26 protein-coding genes are annotated in these 24,830 nt (G+C 37.8%); 18 read left to right on the forward strand and 8 right to left on the reverse strand.

Annotated elements, in window-relative coordinates:
* Positions 1–262 precede the first annotated feature (262 nt).
* Positions 263–697: a DUF1885 family protein gene (locus tag G6554_RS00785; RefSeq protein ID WP_207343100.1), complete on the reverse strand. Its 435-nt coding sequence runs from the start codon at positions 695–697 to the stop codon at positions 263–265.
* Positions 698–858: 161 nt separating this feature from the next.
* On the opposite strand from G6554_RS00785, the gene G6554_RS00790 reads away from it, so the two are divergent.
* Both G6554_RS00790 and G6554_RS00795 read left to right on the forward strand, forming a co-directional pair.
* Positions 859–1,158: a DUF3055 domain-containing protein gene (locus G6554_RS00790; RefSeq protein ID WP_166237770.1), complete on the forward strand. Its 300-nt coding sequence runs from the start codon at positions 859–861 to the stop codon at positions 1,156–1,158.
* Between the two features lie 168 nt (positions 1,159–1,326).
* Positions 1,327–1,449 carry a GapA-binding peptide SR1P gene (locus tag G6554_RS00795; protein WP_166237772.1) on the forward strand — a complete coding sequence of 41 codons (123 nt, stop codon included), beginning with the start codon at positions 1,327–1,329 and terminating at the stop codon, positions 1,447–1,449.
* A 59-nt stretch (positions 1,450–1,508) separates the two neighbouring features.
* Here G6554_RS00795 and G6554_RS00800 read toward each other — a convergent pair whose 3' ends face one another.
* The gene (locus tag G6554_RS00800) at positions 1,509–2,981 is read right to left on the reverse strand and encodes an aminotransferase class I/II-fold pyridoxal phosphate-dependent enzyme (RefSeq protein WP_166237774.1); all 1,473 of its coding nucleotides are present in this window, start codon (positions 2,979–2,981) and stop codon (positions 1,509–1,511) included.
* Positions 2,982–3,194: 213 nt separating this feature from the next.
* On the opposite strand from G6554_RS00800, the gene G6554_RS00805 reads away from it, so the two are divergent.
* Entirely contained in the window at positions 3,195–4,154 is a 960-nt protein-coding gene (locus tag G6554_RS00805; RefSeq protein WP_166237776.1) for an NAD(P)H-dependent flavin oxidoreductase, read from the forward strand.
* A 41-nt stretch (positions 4,155–4,195) separates the two neighbouring features.
* Positions 4,196–4,468 (forward strand): UPF0223 family protein, encoded by a 273-nt coding sequence (locus G6554_RS00810; RefSeq protein ID WP_166237778.1) that lies wholly within the window; start codon positions 4,196–4,198, stop codon positions 4,466–4,468.
* Between the two features lie 70 nt (positions 4,469–4,538).
* Here the strand turns inward: G6554_RS00810 and G6554_RS00815 are convergent, their stop codons facing one another.
* Complete coding sequence (locus G6554_RS00815; RefSeq protein WP_166237780.1) at positions 4,539–5,171, reverse strand: YktB family protein; 633 nt, start codon at positions 5,169–5,171, stop codon at positions 4,539–4,541.
* A 179-nt stretch (positions 5,172–5,350) separates the two neighbouring features.
* Between G6554_RS00815 and G6554_RS00820 the strand changes: the two genes are divergently transcribed.
* Both G6554_RS00820 and G6554_RS00825 read left to right on the forward strand, forming a co-directional pair.
* Positions 5,351–5,545, forward strand: a complete 195-nt coding sequence (locus tag G6554_RS00820) for a hypothetical protein (protein ID WP_166237782.1) — start codon at positions 5,351–5,353, stop codon at positions 5,543–5,545.
* A 256-nt stretch (positions 5,546–5,801) separates the two neighbouring features.
* Positions 5,802–6,599, forward strand: a complete 798-nt coding sequence (locus G6554_RS00825) for an inositol monophosphatase family protein (protein WP_207627469.1) — start codon at positions 5,802–5,804, stop codon at positions 6,597–6,599.
* A gap of 213 nt (positions 6,600–6,812) precedes the next feature.
* Here G6554_RS00825 and G6554_RS00830 read toward each other — a convergent pair whose 3' ends face one another.
* On the reverse strand, positions 6,813–6,998 hold the full coding sequence (locus tag G6554_RS00830; RefSeq protein WP_166237784.1) for a YlaF family protein: 186 nt from the start codon (positions 6,996–6,998) through the stop codon (positions 6,813–6,815).
* 173 nt (positions 6,999–7,171) lie between these two features.
* Between G6554_RS00830 and typA the strand changes: the two genes are divergently transcribed.
* The 3 genes from typA to G6554_RS00845 are packed head-to-tail and all read left to right on the forward strand — an operon-like array spanning position 7,172 to position 9,678.
* A complete protein-coding gene (typA, locus tag G6554_RS00835; protein WP_166237786.1) occupies positions 7,172–9,010 on the forward strand; it encodes a translational GTPase TypA in 1,839 nt (612 codons plus the stop codon).
* A gap of 59 nt (positions 9,011–9,069) precedes the next feature.
* Positions 9,070–9,369: a YlaH-like family protein gene (locus G6554_RS00840; RefSeq protein WP_166238125.1), complete on the forward strand. Its 300-nt coding sequence runs from the start codon at positions 9,070–9,072 to the stop codon at positions 9,367–9,369.
* Between the two features lie 15 nt (positions 9,370–9,384).
* A complete protein-coding gene (locus tag G6554_RS00845) occupies positions 9,385–9,678 on the forward strand; it encodes a hypothetical protein (RefSeq protein WP_166237788.1) in 294 nt (97 codons plus the stop codon).
* A 109-nt stretch (positions 9,679–9,787) separates the two neighbouring features.
* On the opposite strand, the gene G6554_RS00850 is transcribed toward G6554_RS00845, so the two are convergent.
* A complete protein-coding gene (locus G6554_RS00850) occupies positions 9,788–9,988 on the reverse strand; it encodes a YlaI family protein (RefSeq protein WP_166237790.1) in 201 nt (66 codons plus the stop codon).
* Between the two features lie 169 nt (positions 9,989–10,157).
* Here G6554_RS00850 and G6554_RS00855 point away from each other — a divergent pair, with 169 nt between their 5' ends.
* Positions 10,158–10,613 carry a pyridoxamine 5'-phosphate oxidase family protein gene (locus G6554_RS00855; protein WP_166237792.1) on the forward strand — a complete coding sequence of 152 codons (456 nt, stop codon included), beginning with the start codon at positions 10,158–10,160 and terminating at the stop codon, positions 10,611–10,613.
* Positions 10,614–10,656: 43 nt separating this feature from the next.
* Here G6554_RS00855 and G6554_RS00860 read toward each other — a convergent pair whose 3' ends face one another.
* Positions 10,657–11,247: a YhcN/YlaJ family sporulation lipoprotein gene (locus G6554_RS00860; protein ID WP_166237794.1), complete on the reverse strand. Its 591-nt coding sequence runs from the start codon at positions 11,245–11,247 to the stop codon at positions 10,657–10,659.
* A 170-nt stretch (positions 11,248–11,417) separates the two neighbouring features.
* Here G6554_RS00860 and G6554_RS00865 point away from each other — a divergent pair, with 170 nt between their 5' ends.
* Positions 11,418–12,746, forward strand: coding sequence for a PhoH family protein (locus G6554_RS00865; protein WP_166237796.1), 1,329 nt, complete (start codon positions 11,418–11,420; stop codon positions 12,744–12,746).
* Between the two features lie 28 nt (positions 12,747–12,774).
* On the opposite strand, the gene G6554_RS00870 is transcribed toward G6554_RS00865, so the two are convergent.
* The gene (locus G6554_RS00870; RefSeq protein WP_166237798.1) at positions 12,775–13,272 is read right to left on the reverse strand and encodes a peptidyl-prolyl cis-trans isomerase; all 498 of its coding nucleotides are present in this window, start codon (positions 13,270–13,272) and stop codon (positions 12,775–12,777) included.
* A 170-nt stretch (positions 13,273–13,442) separates the two neighbouring features.
* On the opposite strand from G6554_RS00870, the gene G6554_RS00875 reads away from it, so the two are divergent.
* The 3 genes from G6554_RS00875 to pyc all read left to right on the forward strand — a co-directional run bounded on the left by G6554_RS00875 (position 13,443) and on the right by pyc (position 18,615).
* On the forward strand, positions 13,443–13,724 hold the full coding sequence (locus G6554_RS00875) for an Fpa/YlaN family protein (protein WP_166238127.1): 282 nt from the start codon (positions 13,443–13,445) through the stop codon (positions 13,722–13,724).
* Between the two features lie 175 nt (positions 13,725–13,899).
* On the forward strand, positions 13,900–15,108 hold the full coding sequence (locus G6554_RS00880) for an FtsW/RodA/SpoVE family cell cycle protein (protein WP_166237800.1): 1,209 nt from the start codon (positions 13,900–13,902) through the stop codon (positions 15,106–15,108).
* Positions 15,109–15,171: 63 nt separating this feature from the next.
* A complete protein-coding gene (gene pyc, locus G6554_RS00885; RefSeq protein WP_166237802.1) occupies positions 15,172–18,615 on the forward strand; it encodes a pyruvate carboxylase in 3,444 nt (1,147 codons plus the stop codon).
* Positions 18,616–18,651: 36 nt separating this feature from the next.
* Here the strand turns inward: pyc and G6554_RS00890 are convergent, their stop codons facing one another.
* On the reverse strand, positions 18,652–19,560 hold the full coding sequence (locus G6554_RS00890) for a COX15/CtaA family protein (protein ID WP_166237804.1): 909 nt from the start codon (positions 19,558–19,560) through the stop codon (positions 18,652–18,654).
* A gap of 634 nt (positions 19,561–20,194) precedes the next feature.
* On the opposite strand from G6554_RS00890, the gene cyoE reads away from it, so the two are divergent.
* From cyoE to G6554_RS00910, 4 genes are all read left to right on the forward strand, one after another.
* Positions 20,195–21,133, forward strand: a complete 939-nt coding sequence (gene cyoE, locus G6554_RS00895; RefSeq protein WP_166237806.1) for a heme o synthase — start codon at positions 20,195–20,197, stop codon at positions 21,131–21,133.
* Between the two features lie 111 nt (positions 21,134–21,244).
* The gene (gene coxB, locus G6554_RS00900) at positions 21,245–22,306 is read left to right on the forward strand and encodes a cytochrome c oxidase subunit II (protein ID WP_166237808.1); all 1,062 of its coding nucleotides are present in this window, start codon (positions 21,245–21,247) and stop codon (positions 22,304–22,306) included.
* A 26-nt stretch (positions 22,307–22,332) separates the two neighbouring features.
* Positions 22,333–24,201 carry a cytochrome c oxidase subunit I gene (gene ctaD / locus G6554_RS00905; protein ID WP_166238129.1) on the forward strand — a complete coding sequence of 623 codons (1,869 nt, stop codon included), beginning with the start codon at positions 22,333–22,335 and terminating at the stop codon, positions 24,199–24,201.
* Positions 24,201–24,830 carry a cytochrome c oxidase subunit 3 gene (locus G6554_RS00910; protein WP_166237810.1) on the forward strand — a complete coding sequence of 210 codons (630 nt, stop codon included), beginning with the start codon at positions 24,201–24,203 and terminating at the stop codon, positions 24,828–24,830. The genes ctaD and G6554_RS00910 overlap by 1 nt, the downstream gene beginning before the upstream one ends.

The following is a 24,830-nucleotide window of genomic DNA, read 5'->3' on the forward strand; positions in this document are numbered from 1 at the left end:
GAGAAACTATGTGGTATTATTGCTCCAGTTTATTATTTGGAGTGGGTATACACTGATAGAATTTATCTCAAAGCATGATCAGCTCATTTATAAGGTAATGATGTTTTTTATATTTTTTTATCTGGCCTTTTTATTAGGAAACCAAGTAACAAAATCAAAGCGAAAAGGGCTCTTTATAACTGTACTGAGTTTAGTCATTTATACTTCCATCCATTATACATTGTTCCAATTTTTACATTAAAAAAGCTCCGTACAGGAGCCTTTACTTTCTTGGATAGTAATACATGATTCTTTCGTTAAAAAGATGCAATTCACCTTGCAGCTTTTTAGCAAGGAATTTGGCAAATTCGTTTGCCTTTCCTTTGTCTCCATGTGTAGATTGTTCTGGGAGTGTAATTTGAATGTTCACCTGCTCGCTTTCCTGTCCATCCTCACTACGAACCGATTCTTTGTCAATACCAATTAAGATAGCATAATAGCGCTCATGATTTGATTTTAAATAAAACCACTTTCCTTTGCCTTCTTCTGTTTCTTTAATTTCATACGGAAAGGCGGAATCACCGTACTGCCAATTCAATTGGTCACCCGTTTTAGTAGTAATATTTTTATAGTAATGAAATAAGTCCATTACCTCATCAATTGTTACTGTTTGTTTTGCAGATGAGGGCACTAGCTTAATAAATGCGTTTTCAGCCATCATCATTCCCCCCCTAATGTCTATTGATTATGCAATTCTATTCTAGCATTGATTAAAAAGTACTGACAACATTTACCGAAATAAAACCTGTGTTTTCTTGTTATTTTTTAGAAAGTAAATTATAATAATATTCTAAATATTAAATGAAAGGTAGGGGTCCAATGGAATTATTTGATAAACTCTATGATGAGCATGAAAATGCAAAGGTGAGGTTCATTGGTTTTACCACAGAGGATACTCGATATGATTTCGGAATTATTTATACAAATTTGTTTTTTGGAAAACCACTTGTCGTCTGCATGCAAACCGGCCGTTCAACTCTCCTCGATCCTAAAGACATTGAAGATATTGATTACCTTCAAACTGTATTCCGTATCCCAGATAAACAACAGGCAGCAGATTTAGCTGATTTTTTTAGCACTACACTTCCAACTATTCCTTTTGTTACCCAATATGAGTGAAGTATTTTGAAAATGGCCCAAATAGGGGCCTTTTTTTAATGAAATTTATTCAATGTGACATACAATTTAGGCTTGAAATTTTAAATGTGATATATTATTATTGAATTAAGGATATTTAAACGCTTTCAAAATTCATGATCATTCAATTAAGAAAAGGGGATTGAACAGATGGGTACTCTTGTATGCCAAACATGTAACTCTACTATTGATCATTTTGAAGATGAAAAAGTAACAGTACTTTATTCGAAGTGTAACTGTTGCGAGGACCATCATACTGCTGAAGAAAAATAATTTCATTAACCATTCTTATAAAAAATGAAAACAGGATTCCTTTTCGGAATCCTGTATTTTTATTTAATTGCTTTGTACTCTTTTATCACATGGATAAATTTAATTTCATCGTCTTCAGGTCCTTGAACAGGCAATCCTGCTTCAAGATTTTCATGAATGTAATGAAGGTTTTCTTTTGTAATGATTTCTCCGGGAATAAAGATTGGAATCCCTGGTGGGTAAACCATAACAAATTCGGCAATGATTCTGCCCTCTGACTCAGCAAAAGGAATGACTTCCGTTTCAGCATAAAAAGCATCACGGGGTGTTAATGCAAGAATTGGAATTTCAGGAAGTAGAACCTCTACTGGTTCAATTTTTTCTGGACGATGAGCACATTCAGCTGCAAGTTCCTTTAAAGCGTTAATTAATAGGGCTGCTTCATTCTCTGTATCACCGAGTGCGATAATACAAAGGATGTTATAAAGGTCTGATAATTCAACTTCAATATTGTGTTTTTCTCTAAGCCAATTTTCAACCTCATAGCCAGTTAAACCAAGCTCTTTTACCGAAATAATAAGTTTTGTTGGATCATAATCAAAAGTAGCTTTGGATCCTAAGATTTCTTCACCAATACAATGAATATGATCAATTTCATTGATTCGTTGGCGAATGGACTGTGCTAATTGTATCGTTCTGCTGATCAAATCTTTTCCCTTAGTTGCTAACTGCTTGCGTGCAACATCCAGTGAGGCTAATAATAAATAGGATGTTGATGTTGTTGTCAACATGCTTAAAATCGATTGAACATGTTTAACAGATACCAATCCTTCTTTTACATTTAGAATGGAGCTTTGCGTCATGGAGCCTCCTAGCTTATGGACACTAGTTGCGGCCATGTCTGCACCAGCCTGCATGGCTGAAAGTGGGAGCTCATCATGGAAATGGATATGGACACCATGTGCCTCGTCAACTAGAACAGGTACTTGGTAGGAGTGGGCAATTTCTACAATCTTCTTCAAATCTGCCGAGATACCAAAGTAGGTAGGATTAATGACTAATACTCCTTTTGCATCTGGGTGTTGCTCGAGTGCCTTTTCAACAGCATCTGTCGTAATTCCATGGGAAATTCCTAATTCTATATCAATTTCAGGATGAATAAATACAGGAATGGCACCGGAAAAAACTATCGCTGACATAACGGATTTATGGACATTTCTAGGTACGATGATTTTATCCCCAGGTCCGCAAACAGCCATAACCATGGTCATAATTGCCCCGCTTGTACCCTGGACAGAAAAGAATGTATGGTCTGCGCCAAAGGCTTCAGCAGCTAAATCCTGTGCTTGTTTAATCATTCCCTTTGGGTGATGGAGATCATCAAGGGGGGCAATGTTAATAAGGTCAATTGAAAGGGCATTATCACCAATAAACTGGCGAAATTCTGGATCCATTCCTGTACCTTTTTTATGGCCTGGAATATGGAATTGAACCGGATTTCTTTTTGCATGGGCTACTAAACCGCTGAATAACGGTGTTTGATTTTGTGACAATGATTACTACACCTCTTTATGAAAAAATACTCATCTTTACTATGGTCAATAAAACATAAAGCAAAAGGAATTATAGCACTATTCCAAGGGGTTGCATAGATTTCTTAAACATTTCTTTGTTTTTATTTGTTTCAAGTTAGTTTCCCATTAATACAGGAAATTTAACCTTTTAAGGCGAAATAACAAATTAACAAATTATTTGGGGGGATCCATTTGAATTGGCAAACAAGAGTGACCGAGATTTTAAATATTCGTTATCCGATTATCCAGGGAGGGCTTGCCTATTTGGCATATTCTGAATTGGCAGCGGCTGTTTCAAATGCTGGAGGGTTGGGTCAAATTACCGCGATGTCATTAAGCAGCCCCGATCAACTTCAAAAGGAAATTCGAAAAGTAAAAGAGTTAACGAATAATCCCTTCGGGGTTAATTTTGCTATTGGACAGCATGGCAGACCATTTGCTGATTTCCTTCAGGTAGCCATTGATGAAAACGTTCCTGTTGTCTCGATGACAGGCGGAAACCCTGCCCCCATTTTTGAACAGTTAAAAGGAACATCCATAAAAACACTTGTCCTAGTTGCAGCGAGACGGCAGGCGATGAAGGCAGAACAGTTGGGAGCAGATGCAGTTATGGTCGTGGGGCAAGAAGGAGGCGGCCACCTTGGCAGAGATGATATTGGTACCATGGTGTTAATTCCACAAGTGGTCGATGCTGTTTCTATTCCAGTAATCGCCTCTGGCGGGATTGGTGACGGAAGGGGCTTGATGGCAGGCTTAAGTTTAGGGGCTGAAGGAATTGAAATGGGAACGAGATTTATTGCTACGAAAGAGTGTGTCCATGCACACGAAATATACAAACAAACATTAGTGGAAGGAACAGAGTCAGACACGGTGGTGATCAAGCGAACATTGGGAGCGCCGGCAAGGGCCATTGCCAACACCTGGACGAAGAAAATTATTGAAATTGAGCAATCAAAGGGTGAATATGATCAGTTAAAGGACTTCATCAGTGGAACCGCTAATAAACGATACATATATGATGGAGAAACAAATGAAGGCTTTGCGTGGGCCGGCCAGGTGATGGGACTGATTAAGGATGTACCTGCCGTTACAGATCTTTTTACCCGAATGATTAGTGATGCGGAACAAATTCGTGCAAAATGGGGAAAATAAAGGTATGATTCACTATAGTGAAAAAGTTAGCAGGTGAAAAAATGGAATATCAATATCCGATCGATTACAATTGGTCTACAGATGAAATTGTTGATGTCATTAAATTTTTTGAGGCAGTTGAACAGGCATATGAAAAGGGAATTGAACGAGACAAGATTATGAAGACTTATAGAAGGTTTAAAGAAATTGTCCCGAGCATCGCGCAAGAAAAAACCATTTGCGGCGAATTCGAAGAAATAAGTGGATATTCTTCCTATCGAACAATTAAAAAAGCAAAAGAATCCGCATCAGGTGACAGAATTAACATGAAATAACTGGAAAAACTCCCGAAAAATATTTCGGGAGTTTTTCCAACTGCCCAGCTCCAGGGCGCTTCCGCTTTTCTTATTTCATGTTTTGAGCAATTTTATAGAGGGGAGCCACATGGTTAAATACATCCTCAATTTGCTGCAATAACCCTTCGGAACCTAACTGGATGGTTTGATCCCTCTCAATGGTAAAACCGCATAATAACTCTGCCTTTTTTACATTTTGCAGTCTAGCAAAGTTTGTAAGCAAATCAGCTTTTGACAAATTTCCGTGTTTAATTGTATCAGGCTTCATATGATCTAACGACCAGACGTAGTCTTTTGGTATTTCCTTAAATATTTTATTGGCCTTTTTTGTAAATCTTGCTCCCATGTCCTCTTTTTGAGGTGCTTCATAAATGACGGCAAACCAAATGAATAAATGGGTATGCCACAAGCCTATTTGGAAATGGGGCAGCATTTTATAGCCGCGAGGATTATTGGCAAAGGCCACCCATGTATCTTTTGGCGGATTGATTGTCCGTCTTGCATGCTTTGCCACATGGACAAACATTTCATCTCCTGTTAAATGAGACAAAGATGGCGCAAAGTGCGCCCCTAGAAGCTCTAATTTAGGACGGATTGTCCTTTTAAGTGCGTCCATTCTTGCTTCTAACCCATCTAGTAAGAACACATCAAAATCTTCATTTGTAAATCCATTGAATTCCATCTGTAATCCCTCCAACACGCAATTCGCCATTAATTGTAGCACATTGCCGAAATTACAAGAAGTTTGGTGCTTATATAGGTTAAAGCACATATTTGTTGCAACCCTTCAAGAATCCTCATATGATACAGTAAAAAAATAATCAGAAAAGTCAATCAAAATGGAGGAAGGGGAGGAGAAAGGTGAAACAATTAATGAATACTTCATTAAAAAAAGCGGGCGAAAAAGAAAGAACTGCGGTATTGAGATTAGAAATGGATTATGAATTGGCGGTATTATTTGAAGCAATTGAGGAAAAGAATGAGAGAAAAATGAAAGAATGTAAACAAAAGTTAGAAAAAATCCGTCAGGAATTATTACGATTTAAAGCTCTTTGATTGATTGGGGATATTTTAATCAAAGGAGTAATAAATTAGAATGAACCCAAAAAGAATAAATTATTTGCTTATCTAAAACGGACTCCAAAAATGATTGCGAGGAGTTCGTTTATTATTGTGCAGATATGTGATATTTTGAACGTATAGGGAGCTATAAGTTGCTGTGTTTCATCAATTTGATTAAGCTAAAGGTACATCAAATAATAGAGCATGCTTGATACTACATACAATAGAAATCGGGAAATGGAGGGGTATTATGAATTGGGAAGAAATTGATACTTATGCAAAAGAATGGGTAAAGGAAGCAGGAAACAGGATACGTTTATCCTTTGAGAAGACATTAAGTATTGAAACAAAGTCAAACGCCAACGATCTTGTGACAAATATGGATAAGGAAATTGAACAATTTTTTATAAATAAAATTAGGGGGATGTATCCGGAGCATAGAATTATGGGGGAAGAAGGATTTGGTGATGAACTGAACAGCCTTGATGGAATTGTCTGGTTAATTGATCCCATTGATGGAACGATGAATTTTATCCATCAACAAAGGAACTTTGCGATATCCATAGGGATTTACGAAAATGGAATTGGCCAAATTGGCCTCGTTTATGATGTGGTCCATGATGAATTGTATCATGCAATTCGGGGCAAGGGTGCTTTTTTAAATGGAAAACAACTACCAGTACTTAAGGAATCAAAAGTGAAGGAATCCATCATTGCCCTTAATGCCACATGGGTAATGGAGAATCATCGTATCGATCATAATTTGTTGATTCCATTAGTTAGAAATGCCAGAGGGACCAGATCCTACGGGACAGCTGCACTTGAATTGGTGTTTGTTGCAACAGGGAGGGTGGATGCCTATCTTTCGATGCGATTATCGCCATGGGACATTGCTGCAGGAGCAGTTATTGTAGAAGAATTAGGTGGAGTAGTAACTAATTTAAAGGGGGAAAAACATAATTTTCTTTCCCAAGATTCACTTTTCACGGCAAATCCCGGTTTACATCAAGAAATCTTAAAGGATTATTTAAAGGCAGGTCAATCGTAAAAAAAAGAAGCCATTTGGCTTCTTTTTTAAGAGATAAGAAAGTATAATTTTTAACTTTGAGAATTGTCCAGCTCCAGCACCCTAGCGGCTAGTGTCCTTCGCCCTCCGCCCTAAGATAAGTCAACATCGAATCGCTGACGCTCTTCGTGTTTCCTTTATCTCAGTTGGAGCGCTCCAGGCCATACGCCGCTGACCAGGGCGCTTCCACTTTTCTCATAATTCTCCACTTTCACGCATTTTTCTTTTTGTTTTAAATCCTAGTCCCATGATGACAATAACTGCTAAAATACAGCCAATTGCTCCCAGTAAACTTTTTTCACTAATAGCAATACCGATTCCCATGATACTAGCTGCAGCAAGTATTGCATACATAAGTAAAGGCCATTTTACACTTTTCATTTTTTCAGATCCCTTCAATAGTAAACGGTAACAATCATATTTTTTAGATATATTTTTTATTCTACATAAAATGCTTTAGGGTTTCCACTTTATTTATGGTATAATGTTTTAGTTGTAAATGAAAAACTATAAATAGATTTTATTTTTATGAATATAGGCAGGAGTGGAAATTTTTGAAAATAAGAAATGATATTCGTAATATTGCGATCATTGCACACGTTGATCATGGGAAAACAACGTTGGTGGATCAATTATTAAAACAGTCTGGAACGTTTCGTTCAAATGAGCATGTGGAAGAACGGGCAATGGACTCTAATGATCTAGAAAGAGAGCGCGGAATTACCATCCTTGCTAAAAATACAGCGGTACAATATAAAGATACCCGTATCAATATTTTAGATACTCCGGGACACGCTGATTTTGGCGGCGAGGTTGAGCGGATTATGAAAATGGTTGACGGAGTATTACTTGTCGTAGATGCTTATGAAGGATGTATGCCGCAAACTCGTTTTGTTCTTAAAAAGGCATTGGAGCAGAAAATCACACCGATTGTCGTTGTAAATAAAATTGACCGTGACTTTGCTCGTCCAGCAGAAGTAATTGATGAAGTAATCGACTTATTTATTGAACTTGATGCATCGGAGGATCAGCTTGAATTCCCTGTTATTTATGCATCAGCCATAAATGGTACGGCAAGCGTCAATCCTGAACAACAGGATGAAAACATGCAGTCATTGTATGATGCCATCGTTGAATATATTCCGGCACCAGTTGATAATCGTGAAGAGCCATTACAATTCCAAGTAGCTCTTCTAGATTATAACGATTATGTCGGCAGAATCGGCATTGGGCGTGTTTTCCGTGGCACGATGCAAGTTGGTCAACAAGTTGCTTTAATGAAATTAGATGGTAGTGTAAAACAATTCCGTGTCACCAAAATCTTCGGATTCTTTGGCCTAAAACGTCAGGAAGTTCAAGAAGCAAAAGCTGGTGACCTAATAGCGGTATCTGGTATGGAAGATATTAATGTTGGTGAAACCGTTTGTCCAATTGAGCACCAAGAAGCATTACCAATTTTGCGAATCGACGAACCGACACTGCAAATGACTTTTGCCGTAAACAATAGTCCATTTGCTGGACGAGAAGGAAAATATTTAACTTCACGAAAAATTGAAGAAAGACTTCTTGCACAATTACACACAGATGTAAGTTTACGGGTTGAAAACACAGACTCACCCGATGCTTGGATTGTTTCCGGCCGTGGTGAACTTCATTTATCTATTCTGATTGAAAATATGCGCCGTGAAGGCTATGAACTTCAAGTTTCAAAACCTGAGGTCATTGTTAAAGTTATTGATGGCGTTCGCTGTGAGCCTGTAGAAAGAGTGCAAATCGACGTTCCTGAAGAACATACTGGTTCTGTTATGGAGTCAATTGGTGCGCGCAAAGGTGAAATGCTTGATATGATTAATAATGGTTCTGGTCAAGTTAGGTTAATCTTTAATGTCCCTGCACGTGGTTTAATTGGGTATACTACTGAATTCCTAACCATGACACGTGGATATGGAATTATTAATCATACTTTTGACAGCTACCAGCCAATGCTTGCGGGTCAAGTTGGCGGAAGACATCAAGGTGTCTTAGTCTCAATGGAGTCTGGAAAAGCCTCGACATATGGTATTATGCAGGTAGAGGATCGTGGTACGATATTCGTTGAACCAGGCACGGAGATATATGAGGGAATGATTGTTGGTGAAAACACTCGTGAAAATGACATTACAGTCAATATCACAAAAGTGAAGCAGGCAACAAATGTTCGTTCAGCCAATAAAGACCAAACATCAGTTATTAAAAAACCACGTATTATGACATTAGAAGAATCGCTAGAATATTTAAATGATGACGAATATTGTGAGGTAACACCAGAATCTATTCGCCTACGTAAGAAAATTTTAGATAAAAATGAACGTGAAAAATCAGCTAAAAAGAAAAAATATGCTGAAATGAGTTAATTAATGAGGTGCACGCTGTGGAAGATTTAAAATCATTCTCCCCTAGTTTAAGATTTTTTATTGAGCTTGTTGCAGGTAATTCACCTGTATCACAAAGTGATGTAGAAACTGGTGTGTTACTCCAATATTTATTTATTGTCATTTTAACCATTATTGTCTACAGATTAGGCTTTGCAAAAAAATTGCCTCTGTTAAAAAACATTGTCGTCTATGTCAGCCTTTGCGTTGGATGCCTGATCATGTTGTTCTTTTCTTACGCATTGCCAATTGCTGAAGGGCTTGGTGTAGCGGCGGTATTATTAATCATTTATAAAATCCGCCGTTACCAATCGGAAAAGAATCATGCGGAAGCAAAATAACGGGGGTTTAAGTAAATGAATTCCTTACAGGATGCACTATATAATTGGCTAACGATAAAGATTGTCTGCGATGCTCGTCCTGATGATTCTGCAGCAAAGGAAACTCGAGATTTCTTTGAAGAAATGTTAACAAATGAGCATCATGTATCATCTATTGAAACAACAAAAGATGATGTGATGTATTATATTTCCTATCAACAAGGTGAAGAAACTAAAAAACAACGCTACCCGCGTGAGTTAATTGAAATCATGCTGGACCAAATTAACAAAGAACCTGAAAAGTATCAGGAATATCCAATAGTGGAATAAAAAAAGTGCTGGCCTGTTTTCGTAATGGGCCAGCACTTTTTGTAAATAAGAACCAATCGTTATTGACTTTGAGAAATGTCTAGCTCCAGCGCCCTAGCGGCTAGTGTCCTTACCATTCATCTTTTTCCAATTTGGTCCGATATAAGCGGAAATTACCAGTATCAATTCGGGCATTGGTTTTTTCGGTTATTCTAGTGCTGCAGTTATCGCACATATATGTATGGATTGGACGATTACGAAGACGTTTCGCTGTTAAAGATTCATCCTCGATCGCTTCAATTTTATCGCAAATGACACACTTTACTCTCATGAAGCCACCTCATCAATTCTTTCTTAAAATCTGAATGTTTGTATTATAGTATAACATGTGTGAACACAACATGTAATCAATTGGGTTAGAGTTGATGAAAAAAAGGGATAGTAGTAATATGAGAATATCTGTTTTCAAACAGTCAAGGAAAAATAAAGGGGTTGTAAAAATGGCAAATCAAGTAGAGCCAAAGCTAATTAAGCCATTATATGATGAAATGCAGAAAGAACGTTTTGTTACATTGGCAACAGTTGATTATGAGACAGGCGGACCAAATGTTAGTGCAATTTCTTGGGTGATGGCAATAGATGAAAGCACCATCTATTTTGCGGTTGATAATCGTTCACGGATTTTAGAAAACATTCATAAAAATAACAAGGTAGTTATTAATTTAATTGCAAATGAATCTACATATTCGATTCAAGGGGATGCACAGCTAAAAGAAGAAAGATTACAGGATGTTCCATTAAAGCTCGCATTAGTAAAAGTGACTATACAAGAAGTAAGGGATGTCATGTTTTACGGATCCAAAATTGTCACTGAAGTACAGTATGATAAAACCTATGATAAAAATGCTGCCGAAAAATTGGACCGACAAGTAATGGAAGCAATGAAAAAAGCTTAGTGAAAACTAAGCTTTTTTTGATAAAAAGGCGCTTCTGCTTTTCTTATTTATGATGATTGGATTGATCTTTTTGTTCCTTGTTAAGTTTTTCTTGTTCATTTTCTGGAAGTTTTTTATTAGGCTTCTCTGTTGCATTTTTGGGACTAGGTGTGATTAAATCACCAGGTATTTCCGGCATTAATCGCCCTGCCACATCGGCTAGCTCCTCCATAATACCTCGTATAGGTCTGCCTTTTTTTATATCCGCCTGAATTTCCTTTAAGCGTTCGGTTGTATCCGCATCGGCGACAACAACAGCATTGGCACCATATGGATCTTTTCGCAGGCTCTCCGCAACTGAATATTTAATGGAGCCAACCTGTGATCGGTCAATTTTTGCATTGACATCAATCCCAACAATGGCATATTTCCCTAAAACTACGGCAGTTGCATCATTTACATTTGGTATACTTGTTGCGAGCGTTACTAACCGTTTTGAAATTTCCTGCCCTGATTTCGTGTCCACACTTTCAATATAACTATTTTTTACATTTACTAAGGAGTTATTTTCACTTTTGGCAATCTCTTTATGTTTATCGGTAGTACAACCAGCTAAGAGTAAACATATTGGGATGGTTAACAATAGTTTTTTCATTTTAAAACCTCCTCCATGAAGATTGATCATATGGTCTCATTAACAATTATTGTGTGAAACGTCTTCTATCTTTATTCCAATAAACATATATTTTACCAAAGTCCAATCTAGCAAAGGGTTATTGAACTGAATTTACAAGCTTGACACCAAGTGAAGCAGGAGGCGTCGCTTTGAGTAAAATATACGTGTTAGATACAAACGTCTTATTACAAGACCCGTATTCCATTTTTTCCTTTGAAGATAATGAAGTTGTTATTCCCGCAGTCGTTCTTGAAGAGGTGGACTCAAAGAAAAGATACATGGATGAGGTGGGAAGAAATGCGAGACATGTATCAAGACTAATTGATGGCCTTAGGGCCTCAGGGAAGCTGCATGAAAAAATTCCTCTCGATAGGGGTGGAACGATTAGAATCGAATTAAACCATCGTTCCTTTCATGAACTTCAGGATATTTTTGTAGAAAAGACAAATGATAATCGGATTCTAGCGGTGGCAAAAAATTTATTTTTAGAAGAGCAAGCAAAAGAAGATGGTAAGCCGGTTATTATTGTTAGTAAGGATGCGTTAGTTAGGGTTAAAGCAGATGCAATTGGATTGACCGCAGAAGACTTTTTAAACGACCGTGTGGTAGAAATTGAACATATTTATACAGGATTTTTTGAGTTACTTCTGCCAATTGAATTATTAGGCCGTTTTTATGAAAAGGGTGAGTTATCACTGTCAGAGGTTGCAAACCACCCATTTTACCCCAATCAATTCCTATTAATGAAGGATATTCTTGGCGGTTCCGCATCAGCAATAGGGATGGTGGATAAAACTAGTCAGAAAGTAAGGAAATTAACGCTAAATCAAGAGCATGTCTGGGGCATTCATTCAAGAAATGTCCAACAGACAATGGCGATAGAATTGTTATTACGAAAAGATATTCCACTTGTTACCCTAACCGGTAAAGCAGGGACTGGGAAGACATTGCTTGCTCTCGCTGCAGGTTTAATGCACACGGAGGATTTTAGGGAGTATAAAAAGCTATTAGTGGCTAGACCCATTGTACCTGTAGGGAAAGATTTAGGATTTCTGCCGGGGGAAAAACAAGAAAAGCTTAGGCCGTGGATGCAGCCCATTTATGATAATTTGGAATTTCTCTTTAATACAAAAAAGCCTGGCGAACTTGATGCCATCTTAGCTGGGATGGGATCAATCGAAGTGGAAGCTTTAACATATATTCGGGGCAGAAGCTTACCGAAGCAATTTATTATTATTGATGAAGCACAAAACTTAACAAAGCATGAAGTAAAAACCATCTTAACTAGGGTAGGTGAGGGCAGTAAGATTGTCTTAATGGGTGACCCGGAACAGATTGATCATCCATATCTTGATGCCTATAACAATGGATTAACCTACGTCGTTGAAAAATTTAAAGATCAAAACATTTCCGGTCATGTAAAATTATTAAAAGGGGAGCGGTCTGGGCTTGCGAGGCTTGCAGCAGATTTATTGTGAGAATAAACGGGCGCCAAGAGGCACCCGTCTATTTCAATGTAAACCCCATTACATTTTTTATGGGGTTATCCTGATTCGAACCATCGGGATAAAGGATGTGTACTGGGCCGTCAGAAGATAAAGGTTGGCCATTTTTTGAAAATCCTAAAATGAACCCATAGGCTTTTTCAAGAGAAAACTCATATTCACCATTTGTTGTATGTACAATCAGGGTCTCTGCATCACCTGCAGGTTCTGCATTTAATAAAAATGGCTTTAAAGGTATACCAAAGGTACCTGTTAATACTTTTTCTTTTAAAAATTTCTTCTCTGTTTTTAATGTCGGCGGAAAGACGGCCCCTTCCATTATTTCACGATCCCAATGCTTTGAAACAGCCTTGGTATATGCCTCAACTGAATCAGATTTTTCCTTTTCCTTTGTAAAATAAGTAGTCAAATCAATCCGACGGTCATCAAAAATCCAGACCCCTGGATCAAGTGTAATAGGATATTTCACATTTCCCGATATACTCATAATTGTTTCCATTATCCATCCCCCTCAGGTTCTAACAAGCTTAAGTATATCTTTTTTTGCGTGGAATGTCATAGGTGTAACATATGTTTTGCAAAATCCTTCATTGTTCTTGCAATTTAAACTTGTAAACGGTAAAATTTATAGATAAGTTGAATAATCGCTCTGAAACGGGGGGATCAATGGTGGCGTCTGAAATGATCGTGAATCACCAGGAAAAAGCCTTGGCTTTATTACAGGCTGATGCTGAAAAAATATTAAAGCTTATCAAAGTGCAAATGGACAATCTCACGATGCCTCAATGCCCTCTTTATGAAGAGGTATTGGATACACAAATGTTTGGTTTATCTAGGGAAATAGACTTTGCTGTTCGATTAGGCTTAATAGATGGTAAGGATGGTAAAGCGATTCTAGCTCAATTAGAGAAAGAATTATCGGGTCTACACGATGCATCCTTGAAAAAATAATGACTTAAAAACTCAAACAATTCACCTAATTGTTTGGGTTTTTTATTAAACATATTAAGTTTCAGAATCTTCTTTATTAAAATATTATAACAAATCCACTTTTCCTCAAGTCATATCATTCATTTTCTATTATAATAGAGTTTATATATCAATTTTGAAAATGAGGACGTCTTACATGGTTAAAAAAATACTGAAATCATATGATTATACCCTGATTATTGCCATCATCCTGCTTTGTACATTCGGACTTGTGATGATTTATAGTTCAAGTATGGCATCAACCGTACAAAGGTATGGGTATCAAAGTGATTATTTTTACCAAAAACAAAAAGTCTGGCTCTTAGCTTTTACGATGATTTTCCTTTTTATGGCGATTGTTCCGTATAAAATTATGAAGTTTACCAAGATTCTGGTTTTGATCGTTTTAGCCTCGATTGTCTTGCTCTTAGGATTGTTTATGTTTGGACAGGTAAAGAACAATGCACAAAGCTGGTACCAAATTGGTTCATTTTTATTTCAACCTTCAGAATTTGTAAAGCTTGCTGTCATCATTTACTTGGCAGCCGTTTATGCGAAAAAACAGGCCTATATCAATCAATTTAATAAAGGCGTTCTCCCGCCGTTAGTTTATCTTTTTATCGTTTGTGCGTTGATTATTTTTCAACCAGACTTCGGAACAGCATTTATTATAATGGTCATCGCCAGTATGATCATTTTGTGCTCCGGAATGAATTTTAAAAGTATAGCAAAATTAGTCATTCTGGCCTTAATCATCCTTCTGCCGATTATTTTAGTATCGTGGGGAAAGTTCTTTTCTGATGAACAATTAAGTCGTTTTGCTGTATTGGAGAACCCCTTTTCTGAAAAATATATAAAAGATGAAGGATTTCATCTAGCAAATTCATACATTGCGATTGGATCTGGTGGTGTAAATGGATTGGGTCTAGGTAGAAGTATCCAGAAGCTTGGCTATTTACCGGAATCACATACCGATTTCATTATGGCAGTAATTGCTGAAGAACTAGGGATATGGGGTGTTGGTTTCGTTATTTTCCTTCTTGGCTACGTCGTCCTTCGTGGAATATATATCGGCTTACAATGTAAGGATCCTTTTGGCAGCCTGTTGGCCATTGGGATTTCAAGTATGATTGGAATCCAAACCTTTATTAATCTTGCAGGTGTGTCTGGGTTAATTCCGTTAACGGGTGTCCCGCTCCCATATATAAGCTACGGTGGTTCCTCATTGTTAATGCTAGGGATTGCAACTGGGATACTTGTAAATGTTTCTATGTTTACTAAATATGAAAAAAAATATAAAGATAAACAAGAACATGGGGTTAAAAAGAAAAATTCCCAAGATGGAAAGGTATATTACATTAATTAAGACGCGGGGGACAAGTAATCCCTTGCGTTTTTAAAAATACATAGAGAATAGAAGGTGCTTTACGTGACAAGACAGATAAATAAAGTATTGGTTGCCAATCGGGGAGAGATTGCAATAAGGGTTTTTCGCGCTTGTACTGAACTGAATATTCGCACTGTTGCGATTTATTCTAAAGAAGATTCAGGAGCCTACCATCGCTATAAAGCGGATGAAGCCTATTTAGTTGGGGAAGGAAAGAAACCAATTGATGCCTATTTGGACATAGATGGAATTATTGCCATCGCTAAAAAAAGCGGTGTGAATGCCATCCACCCAGGTTATGGATTCATGTCTGAAAATATTCATTTTGCAAGAAGGTGTGAAGAAGAAGGAATTATTTTTATCGGCCCATCGCTTGAGCACTTGGATATGTTTGGTGATAAGGTAAAAGCAAGAAAACAGGCAGAGCTTGCCGATATTCCGGTTATTCCTGGTAGTAAAGGGCCTGTTGATAATGTGATGGAAGTAGAAGAGTTTGCAGATGCACACGGATTCCCAATTATTATTAAGGCCTCGCTTGGCGGGGGTGGACGTGGAATGAGAATTGTTAAAAACCATGGAGAAGTTCGGGAGGCGTTTGATCGGGCAAAATCTGAAGCAAAAGCGGCATTTGGAAATGATGAAGTTTATCTTGAAAAATTAATTGAAAAACCTAAACACATTGAGGTTCAAATAATTGGTGACAGCTTCGGAAATATTGTTCATCTATTTGACCGCGATTGTTCAGTTCAAAGACGCCATCAAAAAGTAGTTGAAGTTGCCCCAAGTGTATCCATCTCGGATGACTTACGGAAACGTATTTGTGATGCGGCTGTAAAATTGATGAAAAATGTCAATTATCTTAACGCAGGGACTGTTGAGTTTCTTGTGGCCGGAAATGATTTCTATTTCATTGAAGTAAACCCACGTATTCAAGTTGAACACACGGTTACCGAATTAGTAACAGGTATTGATATTGTCCAAACACAAATATTGGTTTCGGAGGGCCATGAGTTAAACGGGCCAATCATTAACATACCAGAACAAGAAAAAATCCAATTGAACGGATTTGCCATCCAGTCCCGTGTTACCACTGAGGATCCGCTTAATCATTTTATGCCTGATACAGGGAAAATCATGGCCTATCGCTCTGGAGGCGGCTTTGGGGTTCGCCTCGATGCCGGAAATGGGTTTCAAGGATCTGTTATAACACCTTATTATGATTCATTGTTAGTTAAACTTTCAACATGGGCATTGACATTTGAACAAGCTGCATCAAAAATGGTTCGTAATTTACAAGAATTTAGAATAAGGGGAATTAAAACCAATATTCCGTTTTTAGAAAATGTGGTCAAGCATGAGAAGTTTCGGAATGGAGAGTATGATACCTCTTTCATTGATACAACCCCAGAGCTATTCGTATTCCCTGTTAGTAAAGACCGAGGGACGAAGATGCTAAATTATATTGGAACGGTAACGGTAAATGGGTTCCCAGGTATTGAGAAAAAGAAGAGGCCTGTTTTCTCTAAACCAAGAATTCCAGCTTTAAAATATGATTTACCCATTCAAGACGGTACGAAGCAAATTTTAGATAAGTATGGAGCGGACGGACTTGTTCAATGGGTTAAAAACCAAAAACAGGTTTTATTAACGGATACCACCTTTCGCGATGCGCATCAATCATTGTTAGCGACAAGGATGCGGACAACAGATATCATGCATATTGCGGAACCAACAGCCAAATTATTACCTGATTTATTTTCGTTTGAAATGTGGGGTGGAGCAACGTTTGATGTTGCCTATCGGTTCTTAAAAGAAGATCCATGGGATCGATTGTTAACACTCAGGGAGAACATCCCAAATGTTCTGTTCCAAATGCTCATTCGGGGGGCCAATGCAGTGGGCTATAAAAACTATCCCGATAATCTAATCCGTGAGTTTGTTAACCAATCCGCTACTGCCGGAGTTGATGTTTTCCGGATTTTTGACAGCTTAAACTGGGTAAAAGGAATGGAAGTTGCCATCGATGCAGTGCGGCAGACGGGTAAAATAGCAGAGGCCTCTATTTGTTATACGGGTGATATTTTAGACCCATCAAGGGCCAAATATAATCTTGAATATTATAAAAATCTTGCTAAAGAACTCGAACAGCAGGGAGCCCATATATTGGGAATTAAGGACATGGCGGGCCTGTTGAAACCGGAAGCAGCTTACCGTTTAGTGACTGAATTAAAAGAAGTAGTTGAGATCCCAATCCATCTTCATACCCATGATACAAGTGGAAATGGAATCTTTACTTATGCCCGTGCCATCGAAGGTGGGGTTGACATTGTTGATACGGCATTAAGTACTATGGCAGGGTTAACATCACAGCCTAGTGCTAATTCATTATATTACGCTTTAGAAGGAACTGAACGAAAGCCAAAGGTAAATATCGAGGCACTCGAGAAACTATCGTATTATTGGGAGGATGTCCGCAAATATTATCAGGACTTTGAGAGTGGGATGATGTCACCTCATACAGAAGTCTATCAGCATGAAATGCCTGGCGGACAGTATAGTAATCTTCAACAACAAGCAAAGGCAGTTGGCCTTGGTGAGCAGTGGGAAGAAGTTAAAGACATGTATGCCCGTGTGAATAACCTGTTCGGTGATCTTGTCAAAGTGACACCTTCATCAAAGGTTGTCGGGGATATGGCATTATTCATGGTTCAAAATGAGTTAACAGAAGATGACGTATTATTAAAGGGACATTCGCTCGATTTTCCAGACTCAGTTGTGGAATTATTTGAGGGATACCTGGGACAGCCATATGGAGGATTTCCTAGCGAGCTTCAAAAGGTCATATTAAAAGGAAAGAAGCCTTTAGTAGCGAGACCTGGTGAACTTCTAGAGCAAGTAGATTTTACCAAACTTCAGGAGGATCTTTTCGCAGAGCTTGGCAGAACAGTAACAGCCCATGAAATTGTTTCTTATGCCTTATATCCAAAGGTATTTATGGAATTTATGAAAACGGTAGAACTTTATGGGAAAATTTCCATGCTTGATACCCCGACCTTCCTTTACGGGATGAGGTTGGGTGAAGAAATCGAAATAGAAATTGAAACAGGTAAAACATTAATTGTGAAACTTGTTTCAATTGGTCAGCCTCAGGCTGATGGCACAAGAGTGGTCTATTTTGATTTAAATGGGCAGCCGCGGGAAGTTGTGATTAAGGACGAAAGTATTAAATCCTCTGTGATTTCTAGATTAAAAGCAGATCCGAAAAACGATGAACATCTGTCTGCTTCTATGCCAGGAACAGTCATAAAAGTTGTCGTCGAAAAAGGGGAGAAGGTGGAACGTGGTGATCATTTAATGATTACAGAGGCGATGAAAATGGAAACGACGGTTCAAGCTCCTTTTTCCGGTATTGTTAAGGATATTTATGTGAAAAGCGGAGACGCAATTCTGACAGGAGACCTATTACTTGAATTAACTAAATCATAAAAAAAGCTGCCGGGAGAATTTTCACCGGCAGTTTCTTTATTGATGATTTCTTTTTGAACGAGAATATAACAATAAAAAATAACTTAAGACCCCAAATAAGCAGGTAATAAAGAAGGCGTGGAGCAGCGCAATATATAAGTTTAATCTGCTAAAGATGATGAAAGCACCTGCTATCACTTGTAATGATACAAGGATAAAAGAGATCATCCATCCATAATAAAGTACCTTTTGTTCTTTGTAATGGCGAATAGTTAAATAAAAAATATAGGTAATCCAGATAAAGATTAGCCCTGCAGCAGCCCGGTGTCCCATTTGCACCCATTCATAAATATTGGACGGTAATGAAGGGGCATCGTTTAAACATAGAGGCCAATCTCGGCAAATGAGGCTTGCTTTCATGTGTCGGACTAGTGCGCCTGTATAAATGACAAGGTAGCTATAGATGGATACACCAAGAATATGGAAGCCCATCCTTTTGTCAATGATGACCTTATCTGCATCAAATTTTTTATCAATTTCAAAAATCAGTAGTGTCAATAAAAGGACAGCCGCAAAAGAAACGAGAGAAATACCAAAATGCAAGGCAAGAACAAAACCTGATTGGCCCCATTTGACGGCAGCTGCTCCAATCAATGCCTGTAATAGTAAAAAGAAAAAGGAAAGTATGGAAAGAAATTTGGTTTCCCTAATGTGACCGATTGCCTTCCACGACCAAACTGAAAGAACGAGAACCATAATACCACCCACACCGGAGACAAGCCGATGGGCAAGTTCAATCATTAATTCAGGGGTTATTTCCAAAGGAAGAAATTTCCCGTGGCATAATGGCCACGATCTTCCGCAGCCCATTCCAGAACCAGTCTTTGTTACTAATGCCCCGCCAATTAAAATAAATATCATTCCGATTGTAGTTGCAACAGCCAACCACTTCAAAGAACGTCGCAAAAAATTCACCTCTTAAAAAGTTCAATAATTTGTCAATGGATAATTCTGACAGTATAATGAGTGAAAAATAACTAGATGTAAAAGTCCTTACCTATCATAACGAAAAAAAAAGAAAAAGAACAGGATTTACGCATAGATTTTTAGATTACTTTTAATTAATATAGGTGCCTGATGAATAATAAATATTTTTCACTATTATTATAGTGAAAACAGTTGAAACTTGAGTTTGAGTCTGTTAGAAATATATATATAGGTATTTTATTTAGAATCATTATTTTTTAAAAGTAATATAAATTAATATATATTTGGGTTAATTACTCTAGGCTTTTCATGAATATAATATGAATGGATACGAAAGAAAAGAGTTATGATTGGTAATTGTGCTAGTTTTCAACAAATATTTAATTCTGTCACAATTTAGTCAAAAATTATTCAAAAAAAGTTCACAAAAATACCTGAAAGTGTGATTTAATATACAGAGAAAGTGTTTTAAAAATCACTACATTTTTTAAAAATTGATTTTTACATAATATTATCGGACAAAATTAATAGTGGAGACATTTAAAAATAACTTTTGTATTTATATCCCCTCGATTGGTTAATATTTGGTAGTAAGGATTAGGAGGAGAAATATATGTCTAACACAAAGGCTTATGGAGACGCTGCCATAGAAAATGGCGCTGCGAGCCTACATACATCATTGGAAAAGACTTCAGCTTGGAAAGACTTCATGGCCCTTATCAAGATTGGAATTGTGAATTCTAATTTGATTACCACATTTACAGGTCTTTGGCTTGCACTTCATTTTTCAGGCCAAAGCTTTCTAAGTAATTTAGATATTGTATTTTTTACTGTGGCAGGATCTTCCCTCATTATTGCAGGCTCTTGTGCAGTCAATAATTATGTTGATCGTGATATTGATCATTTGATGGAAAGAACGAAAACAAGACCTACTGTTACGGGAAAAATAGTACCCGGAAAAGTTCTTGGATTAGGTATTTTACTGATAGGACTGGGAACACTGTGTTTATTCTTTACAACCATGACTGCAACAGTAATTGGACTGCTTGGAGTTTTTAGCTATGTTTTCCTCTATACACTGTGGTCCAAGCGACAATTAGTTTCGAATACAATCATTGGAAGTATTTCAGGTGCGGTGCCACCGTTAATCGGATGGGCAGCAGTTGATGCAAATCTTGACATCATGGCCTGGGCATTGTTTGTTATTATGTTTGTTTGGCAACCTCCTCATTTTTATGCACTTGCCATGAGGAGAGTGAAAGAATACAAAGCAGCGGGTGTTCCGATGCTCCCGGTTGTGAAGGGCTTCAAAACAACCAAAATTCATATTGTCATATGGGTAGCTTTGCTCTTACCCATACCGTTTTTTCTTACCAAATTAGGAATCCCATTTCTAATTCTTGCGACCGCTTTAAATATTGGTTGGCTGGCATTAGGGATTTATGGATATAGGGTCAAAGATGATATTAAGTGGGCAAAGCTAATGTTTGTTTATTCTTTGCAATATTTAACTATTATTTTTGTAGCGATGGTTATAGTTACGCTAATTTAGTTTTGTCTACGATTCTTTCCGTCGTATAAAAGGGAAGAATCGTCTTACATACTTCTTCGACCAAACACAATTTTTTAGAATTCATTAGTGAAAGAGGGGTTTGATTAAGCTATGAAAAGGCTTGCGAAATGGCGCTTGACTTCGTTGTTTGCGATCTTAGCGCTTATACTTTCCGGATGTAGCGGTGAAAGATATGTTTCCGCACTCCGACCAGCCGGTGAAGTTGCTGACATGCAATATGGTTTAATGAAGTTAAGCACCTATGTCATGGTGGGAGTAATCATTGTAGTAATGCTTATTTTTGTTATTATAATGGTTCGTTTTAGAAGAAAAGATGATAAAATTCCTAAGCAAGTTGAAGGAAGTCATACATTAGAAATATTATGGACGGCAATTCCTATCCTTTTGCTTCTAATTTTGGCTGTACCAACTGTTTCTGCAACATTCAAACTTGCTGATGTGAAAGAAATGGATAAAAAAGATACAAAAGCGTTAGTTATTAATGTAAGGTCACATTTATATTGGTGGGATTTTGAATATCCTGGTCAGAAGATTGTGACGAGTCAGGAATTAGTCGTACCAACGGATGAAAAGGTTTATTTCAACTTAAAGTCTTTGGATGTTAAGCACTCATTTTGGATTCCAGCTGTTGGCGGAAAATTAGATATGAATACTGACAATATTAATAAATTCTGGTTAGAATTTGATGATAAACGTGCAAATGAAGCTGGAAATCTCTTTTACGGAAAATGTGCAGAGCTTTGTGGTCCATCACATGCTTTAATGGACTTTAAAGTAAAAGCAATGAGCCGTGATAAATTTGATTCATGGGTATCTGCGATGCAGGATGTAAAAGAACCGCAAAAAGCACAAACAGATTTAGCTGCAGAAGGACAGGATATCTTTAATCAAAGCTGTATTGGCTGTCATGCTGTCACGCCTGCAAATAAAATGCCAGAAACAGCACGTCTTGCACCAAACTTAACCAATTTTGGTGACAGATCCCGTGTTGCAGGTATTTTAGATCATAAAAAGGAAGATTTAAAAAATTGGATCAAAAATCCTGAAACATATAAGCCAGGTAACCAGATGACTGGTAAATATCAAGATTTGTCAGATGATCAACTTGATGCGTTAGCAGAATATCTGATGGGCTTAAAGGTTCAGGAATAAGGGGAATCGGTTGAAAGGGAGGTAAAATTGTGAGTACCATTGCTCAAAAAAAGGGATTTGGCGGAACATTATGGGACTTTTTAACAACTGTCGACCATAAAAAAATTGCTATCCTCTATCTGATCGCAGGCGGATTTTTCTTCTTAGTGGGCGGACTTGAAGCAGTATTTATCCGTATCCAGCTTGCAGTACCAAATAATGACTTTGTTAGTGCAGGTGCATTTAATGAAATAATCACCATGCATGGAACAACAATGATTTTCTTAGCCGCTATGCCGCTTTTGTTTGCATTTATGAATGCGGTTATGCCTTTACAAATTGGTGCACGTGACGTTGCTTTTCCATTTGTAAATGCCTTAGGATTTTGGTTATTCTTTTTCGGAGGGATTTTCCTTAACCTTTCTTGGTTTTTAGGTGGTGCCCCTGATGCAGGTTGGACATCTTATGCCTCACTTGCCTTACACTCAAAGGGACACGGAATTGATTTTTATGTACTAGGATTGCAGATTGCTGGTCTAGGTACCTTAATAGGTGGGATTAACTTTCTTGTTACCATCATTAACATGCGGGCACCTGGTATGACGTATATGAGGATGCCGTTGTTTACATGGACAACATTTGTTGCATCTGCCATGATTTTGTTTGCTTTCCCTCCGCTTACAGTGGGTCTTACACTCATGATGTTTGACCGTTTGTTCGGAGCTAATTTCTTTGATGTAACGATGGGTGGTAACACGGTTATTTGGGAGCATCTTTTCTGGATCTTTGGACACCCTGAAGTTTATATCTTGGTACTTCCTGCTTTTGGGATTTTCTCAGAGATATTTTCAATTTTTTCAAGAAAACGTCTTTTTGGATATTCATCGATGGTATTTGCAACTGTGTTGATTGGTTTCTTAGGCTTCATGGTTTGGGCACACCATATGTTCACAACCGGTCTAGGTCCTGTTGCCAACGCAATCTTTGCTGTTGCTACAATGGCGATTGGTGTACCTACAGGCATAAAGATTTTCAACTGGCTCTTTACGATGTGGGGAGGAAGCGTTAAGTTTACGACCCCAATGTATTATGCATTTGGCTTTATTCCGTCCTTCGTTTGCGGTGGTGTAACGGGGGTAATGGTTGCAACGGCAGCTGCTGACTATCAATATCATGATACGTACTTTGTTGTAGCCCACTTCCATTATGTAATCGTTGGTGGGGTTGTATTGGCAATTTTAGCAGCAACACATCTTTGGTGGCCAAAAATGTTTGGTACTATGTTAAATGAAACATTAGGAAAAATCACTTTCTGGTTCTTCTTTATTGGCTTCCATTTAACATTCTTTATCCAACATTTCTTAGGGCTATGGGGCATGCCTCGTCGTGTTTTCACATACCTTCCGGGACAAGGATTTGACACATCGAATATGATTAGTTCGATCGGCGCTGCCTTTATGTCCGTTGGTGTCCTAGTTATGCTTTATAACATTATTATGACATCAGTGAAAAATGTTAAAGTTGGCAACGATCCATGGGGAGATGGAAGAACACTTGAGTGGTCTATTCCGTCACCACCACCTTTTTATAACTTTAAGCAGCTTCCGTTAGTTCGCGGCTTAGATGCCTACTGGTTAGAAAAAATGGAAGGTAAAAAAGGTATGACACCGGCGGAGCCATTAGGTGATATCCATATGCCGAATTCATCCTTTATTCCATTCATGATTCCACTTGGATTGTTCATTGCTGCATTTGGGGCAATGTACCATGTAGATAAAGTAGCATGGGCACTTCCACTGATGATTATTGGATTACTTATAACATTTGGTTCTATGTTTATTCGTTCTATTAAAGATGATCATGGTTTCCATATTCATAAAGAAGAATTGCAAGAAGAAAAGGGGGCTAAGGCATAATGCATGTTGAAGAGAAAATGACGTACGAAACATGGCCTGCGGCACCGGAGAAATCCACCCTTGAAGCAAAAAATAAATTTTTAGGTTTTTGGTTATTCTTAGGGGGAGAGACAGTTTTATTCGCCTCTCTCTTTGCTACCTATCTTGCTTTAAAGGATAAGGTACCAGATGCAAGTCAGCACTTGGCAAAGGATTTATTTGAATTACCACTTACATTTGTGGCAACCATGTTATTATTAACAAGTTCGTTAACAAGTGTATATGCAATGTACCATATGAAAAACTTTGCCTTTAAAAAAATGATGGTCTGGCTTGGCCTTACAGTATTATTAGGCCTTGGATTCTTAGGCCTTGAGGTTTATGAATTTTCACATTATGTCCATGAATATCATCATACCTTTACAAGCAGTGCATTTGGTTCTGCCTTTTATACACTAGTTGGTTTCCATGGCGCACACGTTGCTTTTGGATTATGTTGGATTTTAAGCTTAATGATTCGAAACTCTAAACGCGGTTTAAGCCTTTACAATGCTCCAAAGTTCTATGTTGCCAGCCTTTATTGGCACTTTATCGATGTTGTATGGGTGTTTATCTTTACGGTAGTATATTTAATGGGGATGGTGGGATAA

Source organism: Bacillus sp. MM2020_4 (assembly GCF_011250555.1).
In the GTDB taxonomy this organism is placed as follows: Bacteria; Bacillota; Bacilli; order Bacillales; family Cytobacillaceae; genus Neobacillus.